The sequence below is a fragment of the Blautia sp. 210820-DFI.6.14 genome (genome assembly GCF_020558815.1).
Classification (GTDB): domain Bacteria; phylum Bacillota; class Clostridia; order Lachnospirales; family Lachnospiraceae; genus Blautia_A; species Blautia_A obeum.
In genome coordinates this window covers 1-18,140 of the sequence record NZ_JAJCKS010000021.1, presented here as the reverse complement: position 1 = coordinate 18,140, position 18,140 = coordinate 1, and the positions used below count along the sequence as shown (strand labels likewise).

At 45.1% G+C, this 18,140-nt stretch carries 19 protein-coding genes and 1 pseudogene; all 20 read left to right on the top strand.

Annotation, left to right across the window (positions count from 1 at the left end; all coding sequences use genetic code 11):
* The first annotated feature begins 6 nt into the window (after positions 1-6).
* Positions 7-795, top strand: a complete 789-nt coding sequence (locus LI112_RS13425) for an ABC transporter ATP-binding protein (RefSeq protein WP_227190879.1) — start codon at positions 7-9, stop codon at positions 793-795.
* 48 nt (positions 796-843) lie between these two features.
* Positions 844-1,602 carry an ABC transporter ATP-binding protein gene (locus LI112_RS13420; RefSeq protein WP_227190878.1) on the top strand — a complete coding sequence of 253 codons (759 nt, stop codon included), beginning with the start codon at positions 844-846 and terminating at the stop codon, positions 1,600-1,602.
* Between the two features lie 235 nt (positions 1,603-1,837).
* Positions 1,838-2,842 (top strand): cobalt transporter CbiM, encoded by a 1,005-nt coding sequence (cbiM, locus tag LI112_RS13415; RefSeq protein WP_227190877.1) that lies wholly within the window; start codon positions 1,838-1,840, stop codon positions 2,840-2,842.
* A gap of 2 nt (positions 2,843-2,844) precedes the next feature.
* Positions 2,845-3,672: an energy-coupling factor transporter transmembrane protein EcfT gene (locus LI112_RS13410; protein ID WP_227190876.1), complete on the top strand. Its 828-nt coding sequence runs from the start codon at positions 2,845-2,847 to the stop codon at positions 3,670-3,672.
* A gap of 25 nt (positions 3,673-3,697) precedes the next feature.
* The gene (locus LI112_RS13405; protein ID WP_227190875.1) at positions 3,698-4,366 is read left to right on the top strand and encodes an energy-coupling factor ABC transporter ATP-binding protein; all 669 of its coding nucleotides are present in this window, start codon (positions 3,698-3,700) and stop codon (positions 4,364-4,366) included.
* A 676-nt stretch (positions 4,367-5,042) separates the two neighbouring features.
* Entirely contained in the window at positions 5,043-5,252 is a 210-nt protein-coding gene (locus LI112_RS13400; protein WP_227190874.1) for a hypothetical protein, read from the top strand.
* Positions 5,227-5,676 (top strand): hypothetical protein, encoded by a 450-nt coding sequence (locus LI112_RS13395; RefSeq protein WP_227190873.1) that lies wholly within the window; start codon positions 5,227-5,229, stop codon positions 5,674-5,676. The genes LI112_RS13400 and LI112_RS13395 overlap by 26 nt, the downstream gene beginning before the upstream one ends.
* A gap of 109 nt (positions 5,677-5,785) precedes the next feature.
* Complete coding sequence (locus LI112_RS13390; RefSeq protein WP_117639277.1) at positions 5,786-6,787, top strand: beta-ketoacyl-ACP synthase III; 1,002 nt, start codon at positions 5,786-5,788, stop codon at positions 6,785-6,787.
* Between the two features lie 162 nt (positions 6,788-6,949).
* On the top strand, positions 6,950-7,177 hold the full coding sequence (acpP, locus tag LI112_RS13385; protein WP_005425229.1) for an acyl carrier protein: 228 nt from the start codon (positions 6,950-6,952) through the stop codon (positions 7,175-7,177).
* A 34-nt stretch (positions 7,178-7,211) separates the two neighbouring features.
* On the top strand, positions 7,212-8,150 hold the full coding sequence (fabK, locus tag LI112_RS13380) for an enoyl-[acyl-carrier-protein] reductase FabK (protein ID WP_117639275.1): 939 nt from the start codon (positions 7,212-7,214) through the stop codon (positions 8,148-8,150).
* On the top strand, positions 8,143-9,063 hold the full coding sequence (gene fabD / locus LI112_RS13375; RefSeq protein ID WP_227190872.1) for an ACP S-malonyltransferase: 921 nt from the start codon (positions 8,143-8,145) through the stop codon (positions 9,061-9,063). The genes fabK and fabD overlap by 8 nt, the downstream gene beginning before the upstream one ends.
* Positions 9,064-9,125: 62 nt before the next feature.
* Positions 9,126-9,875 (top strand): 3-oxoacyl-[acyl-carrier-protein] reductase, encoded by a 750-nt coding sequence (fabG, locus tag LI112_RS13370; protein ID WP_227190871.1) that lies wholly within the window; start codon positions 9,126-9,128, stop codon positions 9,873-9,875.
* The gene (gene fabF, locus LI112_RS13365; RefSeq protein WP_117628845.1) at positions 9,872-11,113 is read left to right on the top strand and encodes a beta-ketoacyl-ACP synthase II; all 1,242 of its coding nucleotides are present in this window, start codon (positions 9,872-9,874) and stop codon (positions 11,111-11,113) included. Before fabG ends, fabF begins: the two co-directional genes overlap by 4 nt.
* A 5-nt stretch (positions 11,114-11,118) precedes the next feature.
* The gene (accB, locus tag LI112_RS13360; RefSeq protein ID WP_022387843.1) at positions 11,119-11,589 is read left to right on the top strand and encodes an acetyl-CoA carboxylase biotin carboxyl carrier protein; all 471 of its coding nucleotides are present in this window, start codon (positions 11,119-11,121) and stop codon (positions 11,587-11,589) included.
* A 93-nt stretch (positions 11,590-11,682) separates the two neighbouring features.
* The gene (gene fabZ, locus LI112_RS13355; protein WP_005425235.1) at positions 11,683-12,111 is read left to right on the top strand and encodes a 3-hydroxyacyl-ACP dehydratase FabZ; all 429 of its coding nucleotides are present in this window, start codon (positions 11,683-11,685) and stop codon (positions 12,109-12,111) included.
* Positions 12,112-12,121: 10 nt separating this feature from the next.
* Entirely contained in the window at positions 12,122-13,468 is a 1,347-nt protein-coding gene (locus tag LI112_RS13350; protein ID WP_005425236.1) for an acetyl-CoA carboxylase biotin carboxylase subunit, read from the top strand.
* Between the two features lie 63 nt (positions 13,469-13,531).
* Positions 13,532-15,313 (top strand): acetyl-CoA carboxylase carboxyltransferase subunit alpha, encoded by a 1,782-nt coding sequence (locus LI112_RS13345; RefSeq protein WP_227190870.1) that lies wholly within the window; start codon positions 13,532-13,534, stop codon positions 15,311-15,313.
* Positions 15,314-15,507: 194 nt separating this feature from the next.
* Positions 15,508-17,409, top strand: a complete 1,902-nt coding sequence (gene ftsH / locus LI112_RS13340; protein ID WP_119200976.1) for an ATP-dependent zinc metalloprotease FtsH — start codon at positions 15,508-15,510, stop codon at positions 17,407-17,409.
* Positions 17,393-17,935 carry an HdeD family acid-resistance protein gene (locus LI112_RS13335; protein ID WP_227190869.1) on the top strand — a complete coding sequence of 181 codons (543 nt, stop codon included), beginning with the start codon at positions 17,393-17,395 and terminating at the stop codon, positions 17,933-17,935. Before ftsH ends, LI112_RS13335 begins: the two co-directional genes overlap by 17 nt.
* Positions 17,936-17,950: 15 nt before the next feature.
* Positions 17,951-18,067 (top strand): annotated as a pseudogene (locus tag LI112_RS18550) (ATP-binding protein); the annotation flags it as partial.
* Positions 18,068-18,140: the final 73 nt, after the last annotated feature.

Here is an 18,140-nt window from a genome sequence, read left to right as displayed (position 1 = left end):
TTAATTATGAGTTCATTGCTTCGTGTAGAGCATGTGACAATTTCTTATAATGGAAAACCGGTGGTCCAGGACGTAAGTTTTGAACTGAAGCAGGGCGAGATTCTGGGGATCGTTGGTGAGTCTGGAAGCGGAAAAAGTACGATCATCAAGGCAGTCATGGGGCTCCTGGGAGAGGAAGGTCTGGTTACCAGAGGGGATATCTGGTACAAGGGAGAAAACCTTACCGATATGAGCGCAAAGGAGCTCCGCAGATACCTGGGAAAAGAGATCGGAATGGTGTTTCAGGACTGCAAATCTGCGCTGTGTCCGGTACGAAAGATTGGTGTTCAGATACATGAGGCAGTGTCAGAACATGAAAAAGCAAGCAGACATGAGGTCAGAAACCGTGCCGGTGAGATCATGAAAAAGATCGGGCTTAATGACGCGGATCGGGTGCTGGACAGCTATCCGTTTGAGCTCTCAGGGGGAATGAATCAGAGAGTGGGAATCTGTACAGCCATGATCATGCGGCCTAAGCTTTTGCTGGCAGATGAACCGACGAGTGCGCTTGATGTAACGGTGCAGAAACAGGTGGTGGAAGAGCTTTTGTTTATGCGGGAAGAATACAACACAGCGATGATTCTTGTAACCCACAATATTGGCGTGGTGAGGATGATGGCAGACAGGATTCTGGTGCTTCAGGATGGGCATGTCAGAGAGTATGGGGAGACGAAAAACGTTCTGGAGAATCCGCAGGATCCGTATACAAAGAAGCTGATGGGATCTGTACTGAGACTGAAAAAATCAGGGATGTGAGTATGGCGGATTGTTATAAAGTTTGTATTCTGAAGAGGAATGTTTGATATGTCAGAAATTGTTTTGCGGGCAGAGAATCTGAAAAAAGTATTTGTATCGGGGAAAAAAGAGTTTACAGCAGTGGATGATGTGAGCTTTGAACTAAAGCGGGGTGAGTGCCTCGGGATTGTAGGTGAATCCGGATCCGGAAAGAGCACGATCGCACAGATGATCACGCATCTGGAAGCTGCCACAGAGGGACGGATTTTTCTTAAAGAGCAGGATATTACGCATGCCAGGGGGAAGGCTCTGCGTGATATTTATCAGGATATCCAGATGGTTTTTCAGATGCCGATGGAATCTTTTGATCCGCGATGTACGCTGGGAGACGGAATTGGGGAAAGTCTTCGGAACATGGGGATAAACCGTGATGAAACACGCAAACGTGTGGAAAAACTTCTCGAAAAATGTGGAATGGATAAGGAATATGCAGACCGATATCCACATCAGGTCAGCGGTGGTCAGTGCCAGAGAGCTGCAATTGCAAGGGCGCTGGCAGTCGGACCTGAGATACTGATCTGTGATGAAGCCACGAGTGCTCTTGATGTGACGGTGCAGAAGCAGATATTGGAGCTCTTGAAAGAATTAAAGGAGAAGGAAGAGCTGTCGTTTCTTTTTATCTGCCATGACCTTGCACTGGTGCAGGAATTCTGTGACAGAGTACTGGTACTCTATCAGGGAAAGGTTGTGGAATGCGGGACTCCGGATGAGATCATCAATCATCCGAAGATGGATTATACAAAGAAACTGGTCGAGTCAGTTTTATAGTCGGGGGCTTTTGTTCCGCCGGCAGGTGGCAGATTATGCGTATGATGATAACTGGAAGCGGATGTTTACAGTAGTCTCGACCTATAACAAAAAGATAGCTACGTATATCAAAATGGAATATTTATGCATCCCCCAGGGTGGGTTGTTGACGCTTTAATGTGGTGCTACAATACAGCTTATATAAGAGGCGCGCACCAAATGAAATAAAGTTTTCAAAGGGAAAGGAAGTATATTTATGCATATACCTGAGAACTATTTAAGCCCGTCAACATGTGCTGTAATGACAGCGGCCATGCTTCCGGTATGGGGATATTCAATCAACAAAGTAAGAACAGAAATACCTAAGGCTAAGATGCCTCTTCTTGGTATTGGTGCTGCTTTTTCATTTCTTGGAATGATGTTTAACGTACCGCTCCCGGGAGGAACAACAGGACATGCTGTAGGAGGAACTCTTATTGCGATCCTTACCGAAAGTCCGGCGGCTGGGTGCATATCGGTATCCATTGCGTTGCTGATACAGGCGTTGCTCTTTGGAGATGGCGGAATTCTTGCATTTGGTGCAAACTGCTTTAACATGGCGTTTGTATTGCCGTATCTGGGATTTTTCCTGTATAAACTGCTTTTCAAAAAGACCGGAAAACGCAAGCTCAGTGCAGCGATTGGATCCTATGTGGGAATCAATGCAGCAGCTTTTTGTGCGGCAGTTGAATTTGGAATACAGCCATTATTGTTTAAGGATGCGGCAGGACAGGCTCTTTATTGCCCATATCCTTTGAGTGTATCGATACCGGCAATGATGATTGGACACATTACTTTATTTGGTCTGGCAGAGATCGTGCTTACGGTAGTAGTGCTGGCATTCGTAGAAAAAGCAGCTCCGGCAGCGTTGGATGCGGTTCCGGATAAGACTGCATTTAAACCATTATATATACTGGCAGCAGTGCTCATTGTTTTAACACCGATCGGCCTTCTGGCTACAGGAACAGCCTGGGGTGAATGGGGCGTAGATGAGATGGCAACGCTTGTCAGCGGTGGTACGCAGCTAGGGTACACTCCGGCAGGAATGAAAGGTGGATTTGAACTCTCTACACTGTTTCCGGATTATTCAATGGCAGGCATGCCGGAATGGACCGGATATATTCTTTCAGCTGTCGTTGGTGTGGCACTTCTGGTAATTTTCTTTAAAATCGTTTCTTCACTTATGAAGGACAAGGTTGACTTTAAAAAGAAAGCGGCATAAAGATGAATGATCATAGAACAGAAAAAACAGGGATTCCATCATGGATGTGTCAGGAAGAGGACTACACGCCTTCTGGAGACAAAGAGGCTTTTCTGACTAAAAGTACAAAATCTGTTTTGTCTGTGCTTTCTAAATTAAGATTTAACGAAGGGAAGGATGGCAGATTTTCTGCTGCTCCTTCTCTTAAATTGTTTTATACGATATTATTTATAATTCTGACAGCTTCTTCAAAAAATTATCTATTTGTGCTGATCATGTGTGCAGCAGTGACGGTCCGTCTGGCTTTCTTTTCGGCAGCAGCGATCCGGCAGATATTAAGCGGAACAGCCGGGGCGGTGCTGATCTCAATTTTTCTTCTTTTGCCGGCAGTGTTTATGGGAAATCCACAGACTATGGCTAATATTACCGCGCGGGTGTATGTTTCGGTGACTCTTGTCGGCATCCTTTCAGCAGGGACATCGTGGAATAAACTTACCGCCAGCATGAGGACTTTCCATGTTCCGGCACTGTTTATTTTTACATTGGATATTACGTTAAAATATATCTCAGTCCTGGGTGAGATTTGTGTGGATATTCTGCGGTCGATCAGCTTGAGATCAGTCGGGAAAAATCCGGACAAGGCGAGATCTTTTTCAGGTGTTCTTGGCATCACATTTCTTAAATCCAGTGAGATGGCTGAGGAAATGTATGCGGCTATGTGCTGCAGGGGATTTACAGGAGAGTATGAAAAAAAACAAAAATATGAGCCGTGCGTGAGTGATATTTTTTATATTTTGATAATGGCTGGCTGTGCAGCGTTGTTTATTTATCTGAATAAAATAGCTGCGTGATAGATGTGATTGAGAGGAGATAAATATGATCGATCTGCAAAAAGTGTGCTACGCTTATGAGCATGAGGTGGCGCTCAGATATATTGATCTTCATATTGAAAAGGGTGATTCTTTGGTCATTCAGGGACCGAATGGATGTGGAAAATCAACACTTATCAAATTGCTGAATGGAATTATATTTCCATCCGAAGGAAGTTATTTTTACAAGGACCATGAGATTTCGGAAAAAACTTTGAAGAACAGACAACTTGCAAAATGGTTCCATCAGCAGATGGGATATGTGTTTCAGAATGCGGATACGCAGTTGTTTTGTGGAAGTGTAGAGGAAGAAATTGCATTTGGACCGGTTCAGATGGGACTGTCAGAATTGGAAGTCCATGAGCGGACGGAAGATTGTCTGAGATTGTTTGGAATAGAGAAGCTTCGGGAAAGACCGCCATATCATTTGAGTGGCGGCGAGAAGCGAAAGGTATCTCTTGCCTGTATTCTTTCACTGAATCCGGAGGTGCTGATTCTTGATGAGCCGCTTGCCGGCTTGGATGAAAAAACACAGGATATGCTGACAGAGTTTTTGCAGGATTTTCATAAGGCAGGGAAAACACTGATTACGATCACGCATAACAGGCAGCTGGCGGAAACACTTGGAACTAAGTTTGCGGTTATGAATGAGGAACATGAATTGAAAATATTATAAAAAAAGTACTTCCCGCGGATTTGGAAGTACTTTTTTTATGGGTTGAATTGAATGTGCATCAATATGTGGAGGTCATACACTTTATTTGGGAGATAACACAGTTCTTTGTGTTCTCTTTATTTTAACAAAATGGAGGGGGAAAACAAGCCTCCTGGGGGGATGCGGAAGCATGAAAAAAAGGGGCGGAGATATGCATTATATGAATGGATGTGGTGGGGAGTTACGGTAGGCTTATCCCGTATATGGACTTGTAATACCGCTGCGTTTGCTACTCGCTGCATGCGTCTGTTATCTGCCAGTCGCCCAAACTCGCTGTCGCTCAGACAGTGGGCTTGGTGGCGGAAACTAGCCTGCATCTCGCGACGCAAGCCTCGCGAGTATTCATTGTCCATACATGGGTTAATCCTGCCTGTAAGCATCCCCATACATAGTCGTAGGGGAGGTGTGGCGCAGAAGATAATCTACAAATGGGAAAAATTGTGAATGCGGTCACAAGTATAGCGCGGAGATAATCTACAAATGAAAAAAATTGCGAATGCAGTCACAAGTATAGAGCAGAGATAATCTACAAATGGGAAAAATTGCGAATGCGGTCACAAGTATAGAGCAGGAGATAATCTACAAATGCGAAAAAAAGGAAATGCGGTCACAAGTATAGCGCAGGGATAATCTGCAAATGGGAAAAATTGCAAATGCAGTCCCCAGGACAGCTGTAGGAGGAAGGTACAGAGGGAAGCGTAATTCGACTCTGACAAAAACATATAAAAGACATCTGTTGACAATCATGGCTGGTATGGGTATGTTTAAAAGAAAGAGCAGAAGAAAAGCAGAAAAAGTTCAGAAGGAAGAGGCGGAGCGTTATGTCAGCAAATACAGCAGTCATTGAGGAACTCCATCAGGCAATCGTGGAGCAAAGGAATATGGAGGAGCTAGAGGGGCTTCTCTGGGCAGGGGTGCTTGCATACCAGGGAAAAGCTTTCTATACGCTTTCCGGTCTGGAATTCTCCTACACGGTAAAGCATAAGAAAAACGGAGACTACAGTGGAGAACTGTTGATCTCACGTAAGGAGACAAGCAAGACCCTGACCAGAAGCTCCGTGATGCTGGCATTCCACAAAGTCCTCGCCGAGATGAAATTCAAAGAAATCAATGGAGCAGCATATCTTCTTCCTCCGGAATATCGTGGACCAAAATCAATCGGGCAGATTTTTGGAATCTCATATATCTTCAGCATGTTTCTGGAGTTTGGACTGATTTGTACAAATGAGAAAGATAAGATAGAAAAAGCAAAAGCTGAAAAGGTCAGATGACCTCTTCAGCTCAAATTTATGCTTGACAATAAATTTTTTTGGATATATACTTTGATAATCAAAATATTCTAAAACCAAAACAAATCAGGAATATGAGGAAACAATTATTATGAATAAAGAACAGACCTTAACCGGTGTCATCCGGGGAACGGGAGCCTGTGTTCCAAAGCGAGTCATGGATAATGACGAGATTGCTGGTTTTGTTGAGACCAGTGATGAGTGGATCCGGGAGCGGACAGGTGTGGAACGGCGTCATATAGCAGAAGAGGAAACAACTGTTTCCATGGCTGTTGAGGCCGGTCGCCAGGCAGTCGAAGAGGCCGGAATCTCACCGGAAGAAATCGATATGATCCTGGTGGCTACCGGCTCAGCTGACCGGGTTTTTCCATGTACAGCCTGCCAGGTACAGGAGGCTCTTGGAGCTTTGGGTGCCGTTGGATTTGATCTCAATGCTGCATGCAGTGGATTTCTTTTCGCTTACAATACAGCGCAGGCGTACATAGCATCTGGAATCTACCGTACGATTCTGATCATTGGAAGCGAGAGTCTTTCACGTATTGTTGACTGGACTGACCGTGGAACCTGCATCTTGTTTGGAGATGGAGCCGGAGCGGTTCTTCTTCAGGCGAAGGAAGGAAAAAGCTATCAGCCGGTTTCACATTCCGATGGACGAGGCGGACCGGCACTGACCGGACCGGGAGTGCTTGGAAGAGCACGCAGTATTGATCAGGATCCAAAAGAAACAAAAACAGAATACATTACCATGAATGGCAAGGATGTTTTCCAGTTTGCAGTCCGCAAGGTTCCGCAGGTGATACAGGAAGTCCTTGAGCGAAACGAGCTTTTCCTTGAGGATATCGACTGGTTTGTTCTTCATCAGGCAAACGCGCGAATCGTAGATGCGGTTGCAAGGCGACTTCGTCTGGATATTGGAAAATTTCCAATGAATCTTCAGGATTATGGAAATACGTCATCCGCGAGTATCCCGATTTTGCTGAATGAACTGAATCGAAAAGGTGTCCTGAAAAAAGGACAGAAACTGGTTCTGGCAGGATTTGGAGCAGGATTGTCCTGGGGCGCAAGCGTGCTGGAGTGGGACATCACGGAGTGATGAAGCAATTCGTAGATATCCGATATCTCAATATTAAATAGATACAGAAGAATAGAGACCATATAACATTGGAAAAAAGGGGAACAGAATTTCATCATAAAAGTGAAATCTGAAACCCAAATTATATAAATTTAATTAAAACAGAAAAAGGAGAAAACAAAAATGTTAGAAAGAATTATCGAACTTACAGCAGAAAACTTAGGAGCAGACGCAGCAACAATCACAGCAGAGACATCTTTTAAAGATGATCTTCATGCAGATTCCCTGGATCTCTTTGAGCTTGCAATGGCATTCGAGGAAGAATTTTCTGTAGAAATCCCAAGCGAGGATCTTGAGCAGATCACAACAGTTGCAGATGTAATGAACTATCTGACAGAGCATCAGGCGTAATCGTCAACCTGGCTGATCGAGAGGACATAAATTTATGAAGACAGAGATCACAGAATTATTAGGAATTGAGTATCCGGTGATTCAGGGCGGTATGGCCTGGGTTGCAGACTATCATCTGGCAGCAGCCGTATCCAATGCGGGTGGCCTTGGGCTAATTGCCGCAGGTGGTGCACCGGCAGAGTGGGTAAGAGAACAGATTCGCGAGACAAAAAAGCTGACTGACAAACCATTTGGTGTGAACATCATGCTGATGAATCCGGAAGCAGACAAGATTGCAAAGGTAATCCTGGAAGAGGACATCAAGGTAGTGACAACAGGTGCAGGAAGTCCGGAAAAATACATGGCAGACTGGAAAGCAGCCGGAGTGAAGGTCATTCCTGTCATTGCTTCTGTAGCACTTGCAAAACGTATGGAGCGCTGCGGCGCAGATGCAGTCGTTGCCGAGGGTACTGAGGCCGGAGGACATATTGGAGAGCTTACCACAATGGTACTGGTCCCGCAGGTTGTTGATGCAGTGAATATCCCGGTGATCGCAGCGGGCGGTATTGCAGACGGCAGAGGTATGGCAGCAGCATTTATGCTGGGAGCCAGAGGAATCCAGATGGGAACTATTTTTGCAGCATCTAAGGAATCTGTGATCCATGAAAATTATAAGAACAGTATTCTTAAAGCAAAAGACATCGACAGCCGTGTAACAGGCAGAAGTACGGGACATCCGATCCGTGTTCTTCGCAATGATATGGCGCGCAAATATCTGGAAATGGAAAAAGAGGGCGCACCATTTGAGGAACTGGAAAAGATGACTCTTGGCAGTCTCAGAAGAGCAGTTCAGGATGGTGACGCTAAGAATGGCAGTCTGATGGCAGGACAGATCGCAGGCATGATCAAAGAAGAACGTTCCTGTGAGGATATTATTAAATCTACTGTATTCGATGCATGCAGACTGATGAATGGAGTAAGTGTAAATGAGTAAGATTGCTTTTATTTATCCGGGACAGGGCGCGCAGGCAGTTGGAATGGGAAAAGACTTTTATGAGAAAAGTCCTTTATCCAGGACAATATTTGACCAGGCATCTGAGGCAGTGAATCTCGACCTTAAGAAGCTTTGCTTTGAAGAAAATGATCTTCTGGATAAAACAGAATATACACAGGTTGCAATGGTGACTGCCTGTCTGGCAATGACAAGAGCTGTTGAATCCATGGGACTTCATGCGGATATGACAGCAGGTTTGAGTCTTGGTGAATACTGTGCGATTGCTGTTGCAGGCGGTATGTGTGATCTGGATGCAATCCGCACAGTGCGTTCCAGAGGAATCTTTATGGAGCATGCAGCACCGGAAGGAAGCGGTGCAATGTCTGCAGTACTTGGAATGGATGCGTCAGTGATCGAAAATGTCTTAAATGGCCGAGAGGGCGTTTCTATTGCAAACTACAACTGTCCGGGACAGATCGTTATCACCGGTGAGGCAGCTGCGGTTGCTGAGGCAGGAACTGCTTTAAAAGAAGCAGGAGCAAGAAGAGTACTTCCACTTAAGGTGAGCGGACCATTCCATTCACCGATGATGAGACCTGCAGGAGAAGAACTGGCGAAGGTTTTTGCAGGAGTCAGTATGAATCCATTAAAGGTTCCGTATGTGGCAAACATTAACGCAGAAGTAATCACAGATTGTGGAAGAATCGAAGGACTTCTGGTGGATCAGGTCAGTGGATCTGTCCACTGGCAGCAGAGTGTGGAAACCATGCTTCGTGAAAGTGTGGACACCTTCGTTGAGATCGGACCGGGCAAAACCCTGACAGGTTTCCTTCGTAAGATTGATAAAAATGTAAAAGCTTATCACATTGGCAGCTGGGAAGAAGCAGTTCAGGTGTGTGAGGAATTGAAATAAAATTTGATAAGACCGGATGAAGGTACATCTGGTCACAGCAGATGCCGAGAGGAGAGAAATAAGTGGCAGAGCAGAATAAAAAGAAAGTTGCTGTTGTAACAGGTGCTTCCAGAGGAATCGGAAGAGCCATTGCCCTGGAGCTTGCTTCCAGAGGTGCAGCAGTTGTAATCAATTATAACGGTTCTGAGGAACGGGCACGAGAAGTGCAGAAAGAGATTGAGGAAAAAGGCGGCGAGGCTGAGATCAGACAGTGGAATGTTGCGGATTATAAAGCCTGTGAAAGTGCCGTAAAGGACATTGTAAAAACTCATGGAAGCATTGATATTCTGGTAAACAATGCCGGAATCACAAAAGACGGACTTCTGATGGGAATGTCAGAAGAAGACTTTGATCAGGTGATCGATGTCAACCTCAAAGGAACTTTCAATATGATGCGCTTTGTTTCCAGACAGATGCTCCGTCAGCGCAGTGGACGCATCATCAGCATGGCATCTGTAGTTGGAATTGCAGGAAATGCAGGACAGGCAAACTATGCAGCGTCCAAAGCAGGAATCATTGGTATGACCAAAAGTGCAGCAAGGGAACTTGCATCCCGCGGTGTTACGGTCAATGCAGTTGCACCGGGATTTATTGAGACAGAGATGACAGCAGTATTATCTGAAGAAGTAAAAAAAGCATCTGCTGCGCAGATTCCGCTGGGACATTTCGGCAGACCGGAAGACATTGCAAAAGCAGTAGCTTTTCTGGCATCTGACGATGCAGCATACATTACCGGACAGGTAATTCAGGTTGATGGAGGAATGGTCATATGAGTAAGAGAAGAGTAGTTGTAACCGGACTTGGCGCCGTTACTCCTATTGGAAATAATGTTGAGGATTTCTGGGCAGGAATCCGTGAAGGAAAAGTCGGCATCGGACCGATCACAAAATTTGATACAACAGATTACAAGGTAAAGATCGCAGCAGAAGTTAAGGATTTTAATGCAAAAGATCATATGGATCCGAGAGCCGCAAGACGTATGGATCCATTCTGCCAGTATGCAGTGACAGCAGCAAAAGAAGCTTTTGAGGATGCTGGCCTTGATATGGAAAAAGAGGATTCTTTCCGTGTGGGTGTTATTGTTGGTTCTGGTATCGGAAGTCTTCCGCAGGTAGAAAACAACTATGAAAAGATCCTCACCAAGGGACCTGGAAAAGTAAATCCACTGATGGTTCCGATGATGATCTCCAACATGGCTGCAGGAAATATTTCTATTCAGCTGGGACTCCGCGGCAAATGTACAGATGTTGTGACAGCCTGTGCATCCGGAACACACAGCATCGGAGATGCGTTCCGTGCGATCCAGTATGGCGACGCTGAGGTTATGCTTGCAGGTGGAACCGAAAGTTGCATCTGTCCGACAGGAGTGGCTGGCTTTACCGCACTTACTGCACTGACCAAGACCGAAGATGCTGCAAGAGCATCCATTCCTTTTGATAAAGAAAGAAGCGGTTTTGTTCTCGGTGAAGGTGCCGGAATCGTAGTTCTTGAGGAACTGGAGCATGCAAAGGCGAGAGGCGCAAGAATCTATGCTGAGCTGGTTGGCTACGGTGCAACAGCGGATGCTTTCCACATCACTTCTCCGGCTGAGGACGGAGCAGGCGCAGCCAGAGCAATGGAACTTGCAATGGAAGAAGCTGGTGTTCAGCCATCTGAGGTAGAATACATTAACGCGCATGGAACGAGTACGCATCACAATGACCTGTTTGAGACAAGAGCGATCCACAAAGCATTTGGAGATGCGGCAAAAAATCTGGTTGTAAATTCTACAAAATCCATGATCGGACATCTTCTTGGTGCAGCCGGTGGAGTGGAATTTGTGACCTGCGTTAAATCTCTGGAAGAGGGATTTATCCACCAGACAGTTGGAACCACAGATCCGGACGAAGAGTGTGATCTGAACTATGCGATCGGTGCTCCGGTAGAAAAAGAGATCCATTATGCAATGAGCAATTCTCTTGGCTTTGGCGGACACAATGCGACACTTCTTGTAAAGAAATATGAGGGTTGATAATTATGGAATTTGAAAATCTTCTTACATTAATAAAAACAGTATCAGATTCTGAACTGACAGATTTTGATTACGAAGAAAATGGTACCCGCATCCGACTGAAGAAGAAAAAAGAAACCGTTGTGGTTTCTGGCACTTCTTCAAATGTACCGGTTATGGGACTCCAAACAGTGCAGCCGTTGGGACAGATCACGGAATCAGAAGCAAAGATGGAGAAAGATATTGCAGATGGTGAACCAGAGGGTATGCTTATAAAATCTCCTCTTGTGGGAACTTTTTATGCAGCACCTGCCGAGGACGCAGATCCGTTTGTTTCTGTTGGAGATCAGGTCAAAAAAGGTCAGACGCTTGCCATCGTGGAAGCAATGAAACTGATGAACGAGATTGAAAGTGATTTTGACGGTAAAGTTGCGGAAATTTATGTGGAAAACGGACAGGCAGTAGAGTATGGACAGCCGTTGTTCCGGATTGCATAAATTCAGGGTATAAACCTGAAAAAATGTGGATCATTCGAATGTACAGAGAAATTAATGTGGATAAACGAAGTTTCCATTGTAGGAGTATAGATTATGAATAAATTAGGGGTAAAAGAAATTGAACAGATTCTTCCTCACAGACATCCATTTCTTCTTGTGGATTATATCGAGGATTATGAGCCGGGCAAATTTGCCGTCGGTTATAAATGCGTGACTTTCCGTGAGGACTTTTTTAAAGGACATTTCCCACAGGAACCGGTAATGCCGGGTGTCCTGATGGTGGAAGCTCTTGCGCAGACAGGCGCTGTGGCAATCTTAAGCCTGGAAGAAAACAAAGGCAAGATTGCATACTTTGGCGGGATCAAGAACTGCAGATTCCGTGGAAAAGTTGTTCCGGGGGATAAACTTCGTCTGGAAACAACGATCATCAAATGCAAAGGACCGGTTGGTGTCGGTCATGCAGTTGCAAGTGTTGACGGCAAAGTGGTAGTTGATGCAGAACTGACTTTTATGATTGGATAGGTGACACACTATGATTAAAAAAGTGCTGATTGCGAATCGAGGGGAGATTGCAGTACGGATCATCCGCGCATGCAGAGAAATGGGAATAGAGACGGTTGCTGTTTATTCAGAGGCAGACAGAGATGCACTTCATACTCAGCTTGCGGATGAGGCAGTCTGCATCGGACCGGCACCGTCATCCGAGAGCTATCTCAGCATGGAAAATATCATCAGTGCAACGATCGTTACAGGTGCGGATGCAATTCATCCGGGATTTGGTTTCCTTTCCGAAAACAGTCGTTTTGCGGAACTCTGTGAACAGTGCAATATTACATTTATCGGGCCGCCGTCAACTGTGATCGCAAGTCTTGGAAACAAGCAGGCGGCAAAAAATACAATGGCAAATGCAGGGGTTCCGATCATTCCTGGTGGCAAAAATCCAATCTATACAGTAGAAGAGGGAATGAAGGAAGCCGAAACGATCGGTTATCCGGTCATCATCAAAGCTGCTCTTGGTGGAGGCGGCAAGGGAATGCGAGTTGCTGATACACCGGCAGATTTTGAAGAAAGTTTCCGTACCGCACAGAAAGAAACGCAGATGGCTTTTGGCGATTCTACGATGTACGTGGAGCATTTTGTACGTCATCCAAGACATATTGAATTTCAGATCATGGCAGATAAATTCGGTAATGTAATTCACCTGGGGGAACGTGATTGTTCCATTCAGAGAAATCATCAGAAGATGATCGAGGAATCCCCATGTGAGGTGATCTCCGATGAACTTCGTGCCAGAATGGGAGAGGCAGCGGTGAAAGCGGCAAAAGCAGCCGGGTATGAAAATGCCGGAACGATTGAATTCCTTCTTGATAAAGAAGGCAGATTTTATTTTATGGAAATGAATACCCGAATTCAGGTGGAGCATCCGGTTACGGAGTGGGTGACAGGTGTGGATCTTGTCAAAGAGCAGATCCGCATTGCATCCGGGCTTCCACTATCCTGTAAGCAGGAAGATATTCAGCTGACAGGGCATGCGATTGAATGCCGGATCAACGCAGAAAATCCATCCAAAGGTTTTCGTCCGTCACCAGGAACGATCACGGACATGTATTTTCCAGGAGGAAAAGGAATCCGTATTGATTCCGCTGTGTACAGTGGATATACGATCCCACCGTATTATGATTCCATGATCGCGAAGGTGATCGTGTGGGCGAAGAACCGTACCGAAGCAATCCGTAAGATGCAGAGTGCGCTTGGTGAAGTGATCATAGAGGGAATCGATACCAATGTAGACTATCAGTATGAAATCCTGGATCATCCGGATTTTCAGTCAGGAAATACAGATGTAGAATTCATCGAAAGAATGGAAGCAGATAAATAAAGTGTTACTGTAAACGGAGTGAACAGTAACGTATAGTTTTGGTATTAACAGGAGTGAACGATCATGAAGTTGGATAACATGTTCAAAAAGACAAGAATTGTTTCCAGAATACAGAGCCATAGTGCGGTCCGTGCTTCCAGGCCGGAGGTACCGGAAGGACTTCTTCGTAAATGTAACAAGTGCGGAGCTGCCATCATCGCAGAGGATGTAAAACAGGGATATTATATCTGTCCGAAATGCGGAGGATATTTCCGTGTACATGCATATCGCAGAATCCAGATGGTGATCGATGAGGGAACTTTTGAGGAATGGAATCAGGATCTGATCGGTGGAAATCCTGTAAATTACAAAGGGTATCCGGAAAAAGTACAGGCACTTCAGGAGAAGACCGGGCTCAAAGAGGCTGTTGTCACAGGCAAAGGCAAAATAAATGGCAGAGATACTGTGATCGCAGTCTGCGATGGAAGATTCCTGATGGCAAGCATGGGCTGGGCAGTTGGCGAAAAAATCACCAGAGCAGTAGAACGTGCAACGGAGGAAAAACTTCCCATTATCATTTTTGCCTGTTCTGGTGGTGCCAGAATGCAGGAAGGAATCACATCTCTGATGCAGATGGCAAAAACTTCCGCGGCGCTGGAACGTCACAGCAAGGCCGGACTGCTTTATGTAAGTGTTTTGACGGAACCTACGACAGGTGGCGTGACGGCAAGTTTTGCGATGCTGGGGGATATCATTCTGGCGGAACCAGGTGCACTGATCGGTTTCGCAGGTCCGCGTGTCATTGAGCAGACTCTTCGTCAGAAACTGCCGAAAGGATTTCAGAGAGCAGAATTTCTGGTTGAGCATGGTTTTGTAGATGATATTGTAAGGCGTGAGAATCTGAAGGAAACACTTGGTAAGATCCTGGAGATACATGCGGTATCCTGGAAAACAGAAAACAGGATCAGAACGGATGCAGCTGAATTACATCACGCGGATTATCCGGGATCAGATTCTGAAAATCTGACAAATGACAAGTGTGATTCGGATAGAGGAGATTCTAATCCAGCTGGCATCAACCCTTACCTCACAGCCTGGGATCGTGTACAGATCTCACGCAAGATTGATCGTCCATCCGGCAGTGATTATATAGAAGCACTTTTTACGGATTTTATGGAATTTCATGGAGACCGAAATTACGGAGATGATAAGGCAATCATCGGTGGAATCGCAAAATTTCATGGAAAACCAGTCACTGTTATCGTGCAGGAAAAAGGAACCAACACCAAAGAAAACATTGCACACAATTTCGGCATGCCGATGCCGGAAGGATATCGCAAGGCGCTGCGCCTGATGAAGCAGGCAGAAAAGTTTCATCGTCCGGTAATCTGTTTTGTGGATACGCCGGGAGCTTTCTGTGGTATCGAGGCAGAGGAACGAGGACAGGGCGAGGCTATTGCCCGTAATCTCTGGGAGCTTGCCGGACTGAAAACACCGGTTCTGTCTATTGTGACAGGAGAAGGTGGAAGCGGTGGGGCACTTGTCCTGGCAGCAGGTGATCAGGTATGGATGTTGGAGAATTCCATATATTCTATTCTTTCGCCGGAAGGATTTGCAAGTATTCTCTGGAAGGACAGTACTAAAGCGAAAGAGGCGGCTGGGGTTATGAAGCTAACCGCCGGTGATCTGTATGAGAAAGGAATCATTGAGCAGGTGATTCCTGAACCGGAGAATCTGACACCGGAAAGTATGTGGCAGGTGGCTGAACGCCTGAATGATAAAATCTGTACTTTCCTTCAAAAATATACATCTCTTTCCGAGGAAGAGCTTCTCGAAACAAGATACGCCCGTTTTCGTAAGTTCTGAATTGAAATATCACGCGACTCACTTCTTTCACTTTTCCTACATTATATAGAAAAAGGCGCGCAGGAAAAGAAAAATATCTGGGACAGAAAAGGAAAAGTGTGGAAAAACCGAACACTTTTCTTTTTTTGTCTATACAAAAGGACAGAAACTGGAATTATAATATATAAAAAGAAGAAAAATCGGAGGAGACACGAATGAAAGAAGTAAAATCGCCAAAGAAGCCGTTACTTTATTATTATGGAATCGTGCTTCTGATCATAATTGTTTTTAATGTGCTTGTAACCCCGATGCTCACAAAAACAATGGTCAAAGAAGTCGATTATGGAACTTTTATGTCGAAGATCGAAGATAAAAAGATTGATGATGTCCAGATTGAGGATAATCAGATCCTTTTTACAGATAAAGATGATAAAAATACCATCTATAAAACAGGCGTGATGGAAGACCCGACTTTGACAGAACGTCTTTACAAGGCTGGTGCAAAATTCTCAAAAGAGATCGATCAGCAACTGTCACCGGTGGCAAGCTTTCTGCTGACAGGAGTACTTCCTCTGATCATCTTTATCGCCCTGGGACAGTACCTGAGCCGCAAAATGATGAATCAGATGGGCGGTAAGAATTCCATGGCATTTGGAATGGGAAAAAGCAATGCCAAAGTTTATGTACCGTCAACCGAAGGTATCCGCTTCAGTGATGTAGCCGGTGAAGAAGAAGCAAAAGAAAATCTGCAGGAAATCGTTGATTATCTGCATAATCCGGAGAAATACACCAAGGTGGGAGCTTCCATGCCGAAAGGTGTTCTGCTTGTCGGCCCTCCAGGTACCGGTAAAACCATGCTGGCAAAAGCAGTAGCCGGAGAATCCAATGTACCGTTCTTCTCGATGTCCGGTTCTGAATTTGTGGAAATGTTTGTTGGTATGGGTGCTTCCAAGGTTCGTGATCTCTTTAAACAGGCAAAGGAAAAAGCACCTTGTATCGTATTCATTGATGAGATCGATGCTATCGGTAAGAAACGAGACGGACAGATGGCAGGTGGAAACGATGAACGTGAGCAGACTCTGAACCAGCTGCTTACTGAGATGGATGGTTTTGAGGGAAATAACGGTGTTATTATTCTGGCAGCAACCAACCGTCCGGAATCTCTTGACCCGGCACTGACCCGTCCGGGCCGTTTTGACCGCCGTGTACCTGTAGAACTTCCGGATCTTGAAGGTCGTGAAGCAATCCTTAAAGTACATGCAAAAAAAGTTCAGCTTTCTGACGATGTGGATTTCCATACGATCGCAAGAATGGCCTCAGGAGCTTCCGGTGCAGAGCTTGCCAATATTGTAAATGAGGCAGCTCTTCGTGCTGTTCGTGATAATCGTGAAGTAGTCACAGAAGCAGATCTGGAAGAAAGTATTGAAGTTGTTATTGCAGGATATCAGAAGAAAAATGCGGTACTTTCAGATCAGGAGAAAAAGGTAGTCGCATATCATGAGATTGGACACGCTCTTGTAGCAGCAATGCAGACACATTCTGCACCGGTTCAGAAGATTACGATCATTCCAAGAACTTCTGGTGCGCTTGGTTATACCATGCAGGTAGAGCAGGGAGACAAATATCTTCTGACAAAGCAGGAACTGGAAAATAAGATTGCAACATTTACCGGTGGCCGTGCTGCAGAGGAAGTGGTATTTGGTGAGATAACAACCGGCGCATCCAATGATATTGAACAGGCAACCAAGATTGCCCGAGCCATGATCACCCGCTATGGTATGAGTGATGACTTTGATATGGTGGCTATGGAAACCGTGACAAATCAGTATCTTGGCGGTGACGCATCCCTGGCATGCTCTGCGGATACGCAGAATGAGATTGACCGTAAGGTTGTGGAACTGGTTAAGAGAGAGCATGAGAAAGCGAAAAAAATTCTTCTTGATAACCGTCAGAAACTGGATGAGTTATCCAATTATCTCTATGAAAAAGAGACGATCACAGGAGATGAATTTATGGCAATCCTGAATGGTGAGGCAAAAAATGAGACAAATACAGAAACGAAAATAGAATCAGGAGCTGAGAAGAAGGAGGCGGATGCAGATGAACAGACGATCTGATATTGGATGGTTTGAATTAATCGTGGGTATCATTCTGATCATATTTGGTGTTGTGATCATGCGTCAGCCGGTAGGGGTACTTACCTGGATCGTGATTCTGTGTGGTGTGCTTGCAATCTTAAGCGGAATTGGGGATATTGTTCTGTATGTCAAAATGGAACACTTTACCGGGTTTGGACCGATCGTTTCACTTGTCACAGGAATCCTGAGTGTGATGGCCGGATTTATGCTCACGGCACATCCGGAAGCAGGAAACTGGGCGCTTGCAATGATTCTTCCAATCTGGATTATTGCGCATTGTATTTCCAGACTTTCTCATCTGCAGTATATGAAGATGCATTATGGAATGACTTATTATACGATTTCACTGATTCTGAATATCCTTGGTCTGTTCGTTGGAATCCTTCTGATCTTTCGGCCGATGATCACGATCCTTTCCATGGGTGTGCTTGTAGGAGGCTTTATGATCATTGAGGGAGTGGAGCTCATTCTTGTTGGACTGGACGGTAGACAATATTACAGATAAAAAAGAAATTCAGGTACAGGTGGATCTGGTATTGGCCTGTCAGTTGCAAAAGCAATCGTACAGGCGCATAAAGGTAAAATTACCGCAGAAAATAAAAACGGAAAAGGATTGACGATCACGATTCTTCTATAAAAAGAAGAATATGTGAACAAGGGGCTGTCGCTTTAACGATTAATAAATCGTGAAGCGGCAGCTTCATTTTTGT

Coding starts and splice junctions, on each gene's coding strand:
- LI112_RS13425 (WP_227190879.1), top strand. CDS start 7: ATGAGTTCATTGCTTCGTGTAGAGCATGTGACAATTTCTTATAATGGA.
- LI112_RS13420 (WP_227190878.1), top strand. CDS start 844: ATGTCAGAAATTGTTTTGCGGGCAGAGAATCTGAAAAAAGTATTTGTA.
- cbiM (WP_227190877.1), top strand. CDS start 1,838: ATGCATATACCTGAGAACTATTTAAGCCCGTCAACATGTGCTGTAATG.
- LI112_RS13410 (WP_227190876.1), top strand. CDS start 2,845: ATGAATGATCATAGAACAGAAAAAACAGGGATTCCATCATGGATGTGT.
- LI112_RS13405 (WP_227190875.1), top strand. CDS start 3,698: ATGATCGATCTGCAAAAAGTGTGCTACGCTTATGAGCATGAGGTGGCG.
- LI112_RS13400 (WP_227190874.1), top strand. CDS start 5,043: ATGGGAAAAATTGCAAATGCAGTCCCCAGGACAGCTGTAGGAGGAAGG.
- LI112_RS13395 (WP_227190873.1), top strand. CDS start 5,227: ATGTCAGCAAATACAGCAGTCATTGAGGAACTCCATCAGGCAATCGTG.
- LI112_RS13390 (WP_117639277.1), top strand. CDS start 5,786: ATGAATAAAGAACAGACCTTAACCGGTGTCATCCGGGGAACGGGAGCC.
- acpP (WP_005425229.1), top strand. CDS start 6,950: ATGTTAGAAAGAATTATCGAACTTACAGCAGAAAACTTAGGAGCAGAC.
- fabK (WP_117639275.1), top strand. CDS start 7,212: ATGAAGACAGAGATCACAGAATTATTAGGAATTGAGTATCCGGTGATT.
- fabD (WP_227190872.1), top strand. CDS start 8,143: ATGAGTAAGATTGCTTTTATTTATCCGGGACAGGGCGCGCAGGCAGTT.
- fabF (WP_117628845.1), top strand. CDS start 9,872: ATGAGTAAGAGAAGAGTAGTTGTAACCGGACTTGGCGCCGTTACTCCT.
- accB (WP_022387843.1), top strand. CDS start 11,119: ATGGAATTTGAAAATCTTCTTACATTAATAAAAACAGTATCAGATTCT.
- fabZ (WP_005425235.1), top strand. CDS start 11,683: ATGAATAAATTAGGGGTAAAAGAAATTGAACAGATTCTTCCTCACAGA.
- LI112_RS13350 (WP_005425236.1), top strand. CDS start 12,122: ATGATTAAAAAAGTGCTGATTGCGAATCGAGGGGAGATTGCAGTACGG.
- LI112_RS13345 (WP_227190870.1), top strand. CDS start 13,532: ATGAAGTTGGATAACATGTTCAAAAAGACAAGAATTGTTTCCAGAATA.
- ftsH (WP_119200976.1), top strand. CDS start 15,508: ATGAAAGAAGTAAAATCGCCAAAGAAGCCGTTACTTTATTATTATGGA.
- LI112_RS13335 (WP_227190869.1), top strand. CDS start 17,393: ATGAACAGACGATCTGATATTGGATGGTTTGAATTAATCGTGGGTATC.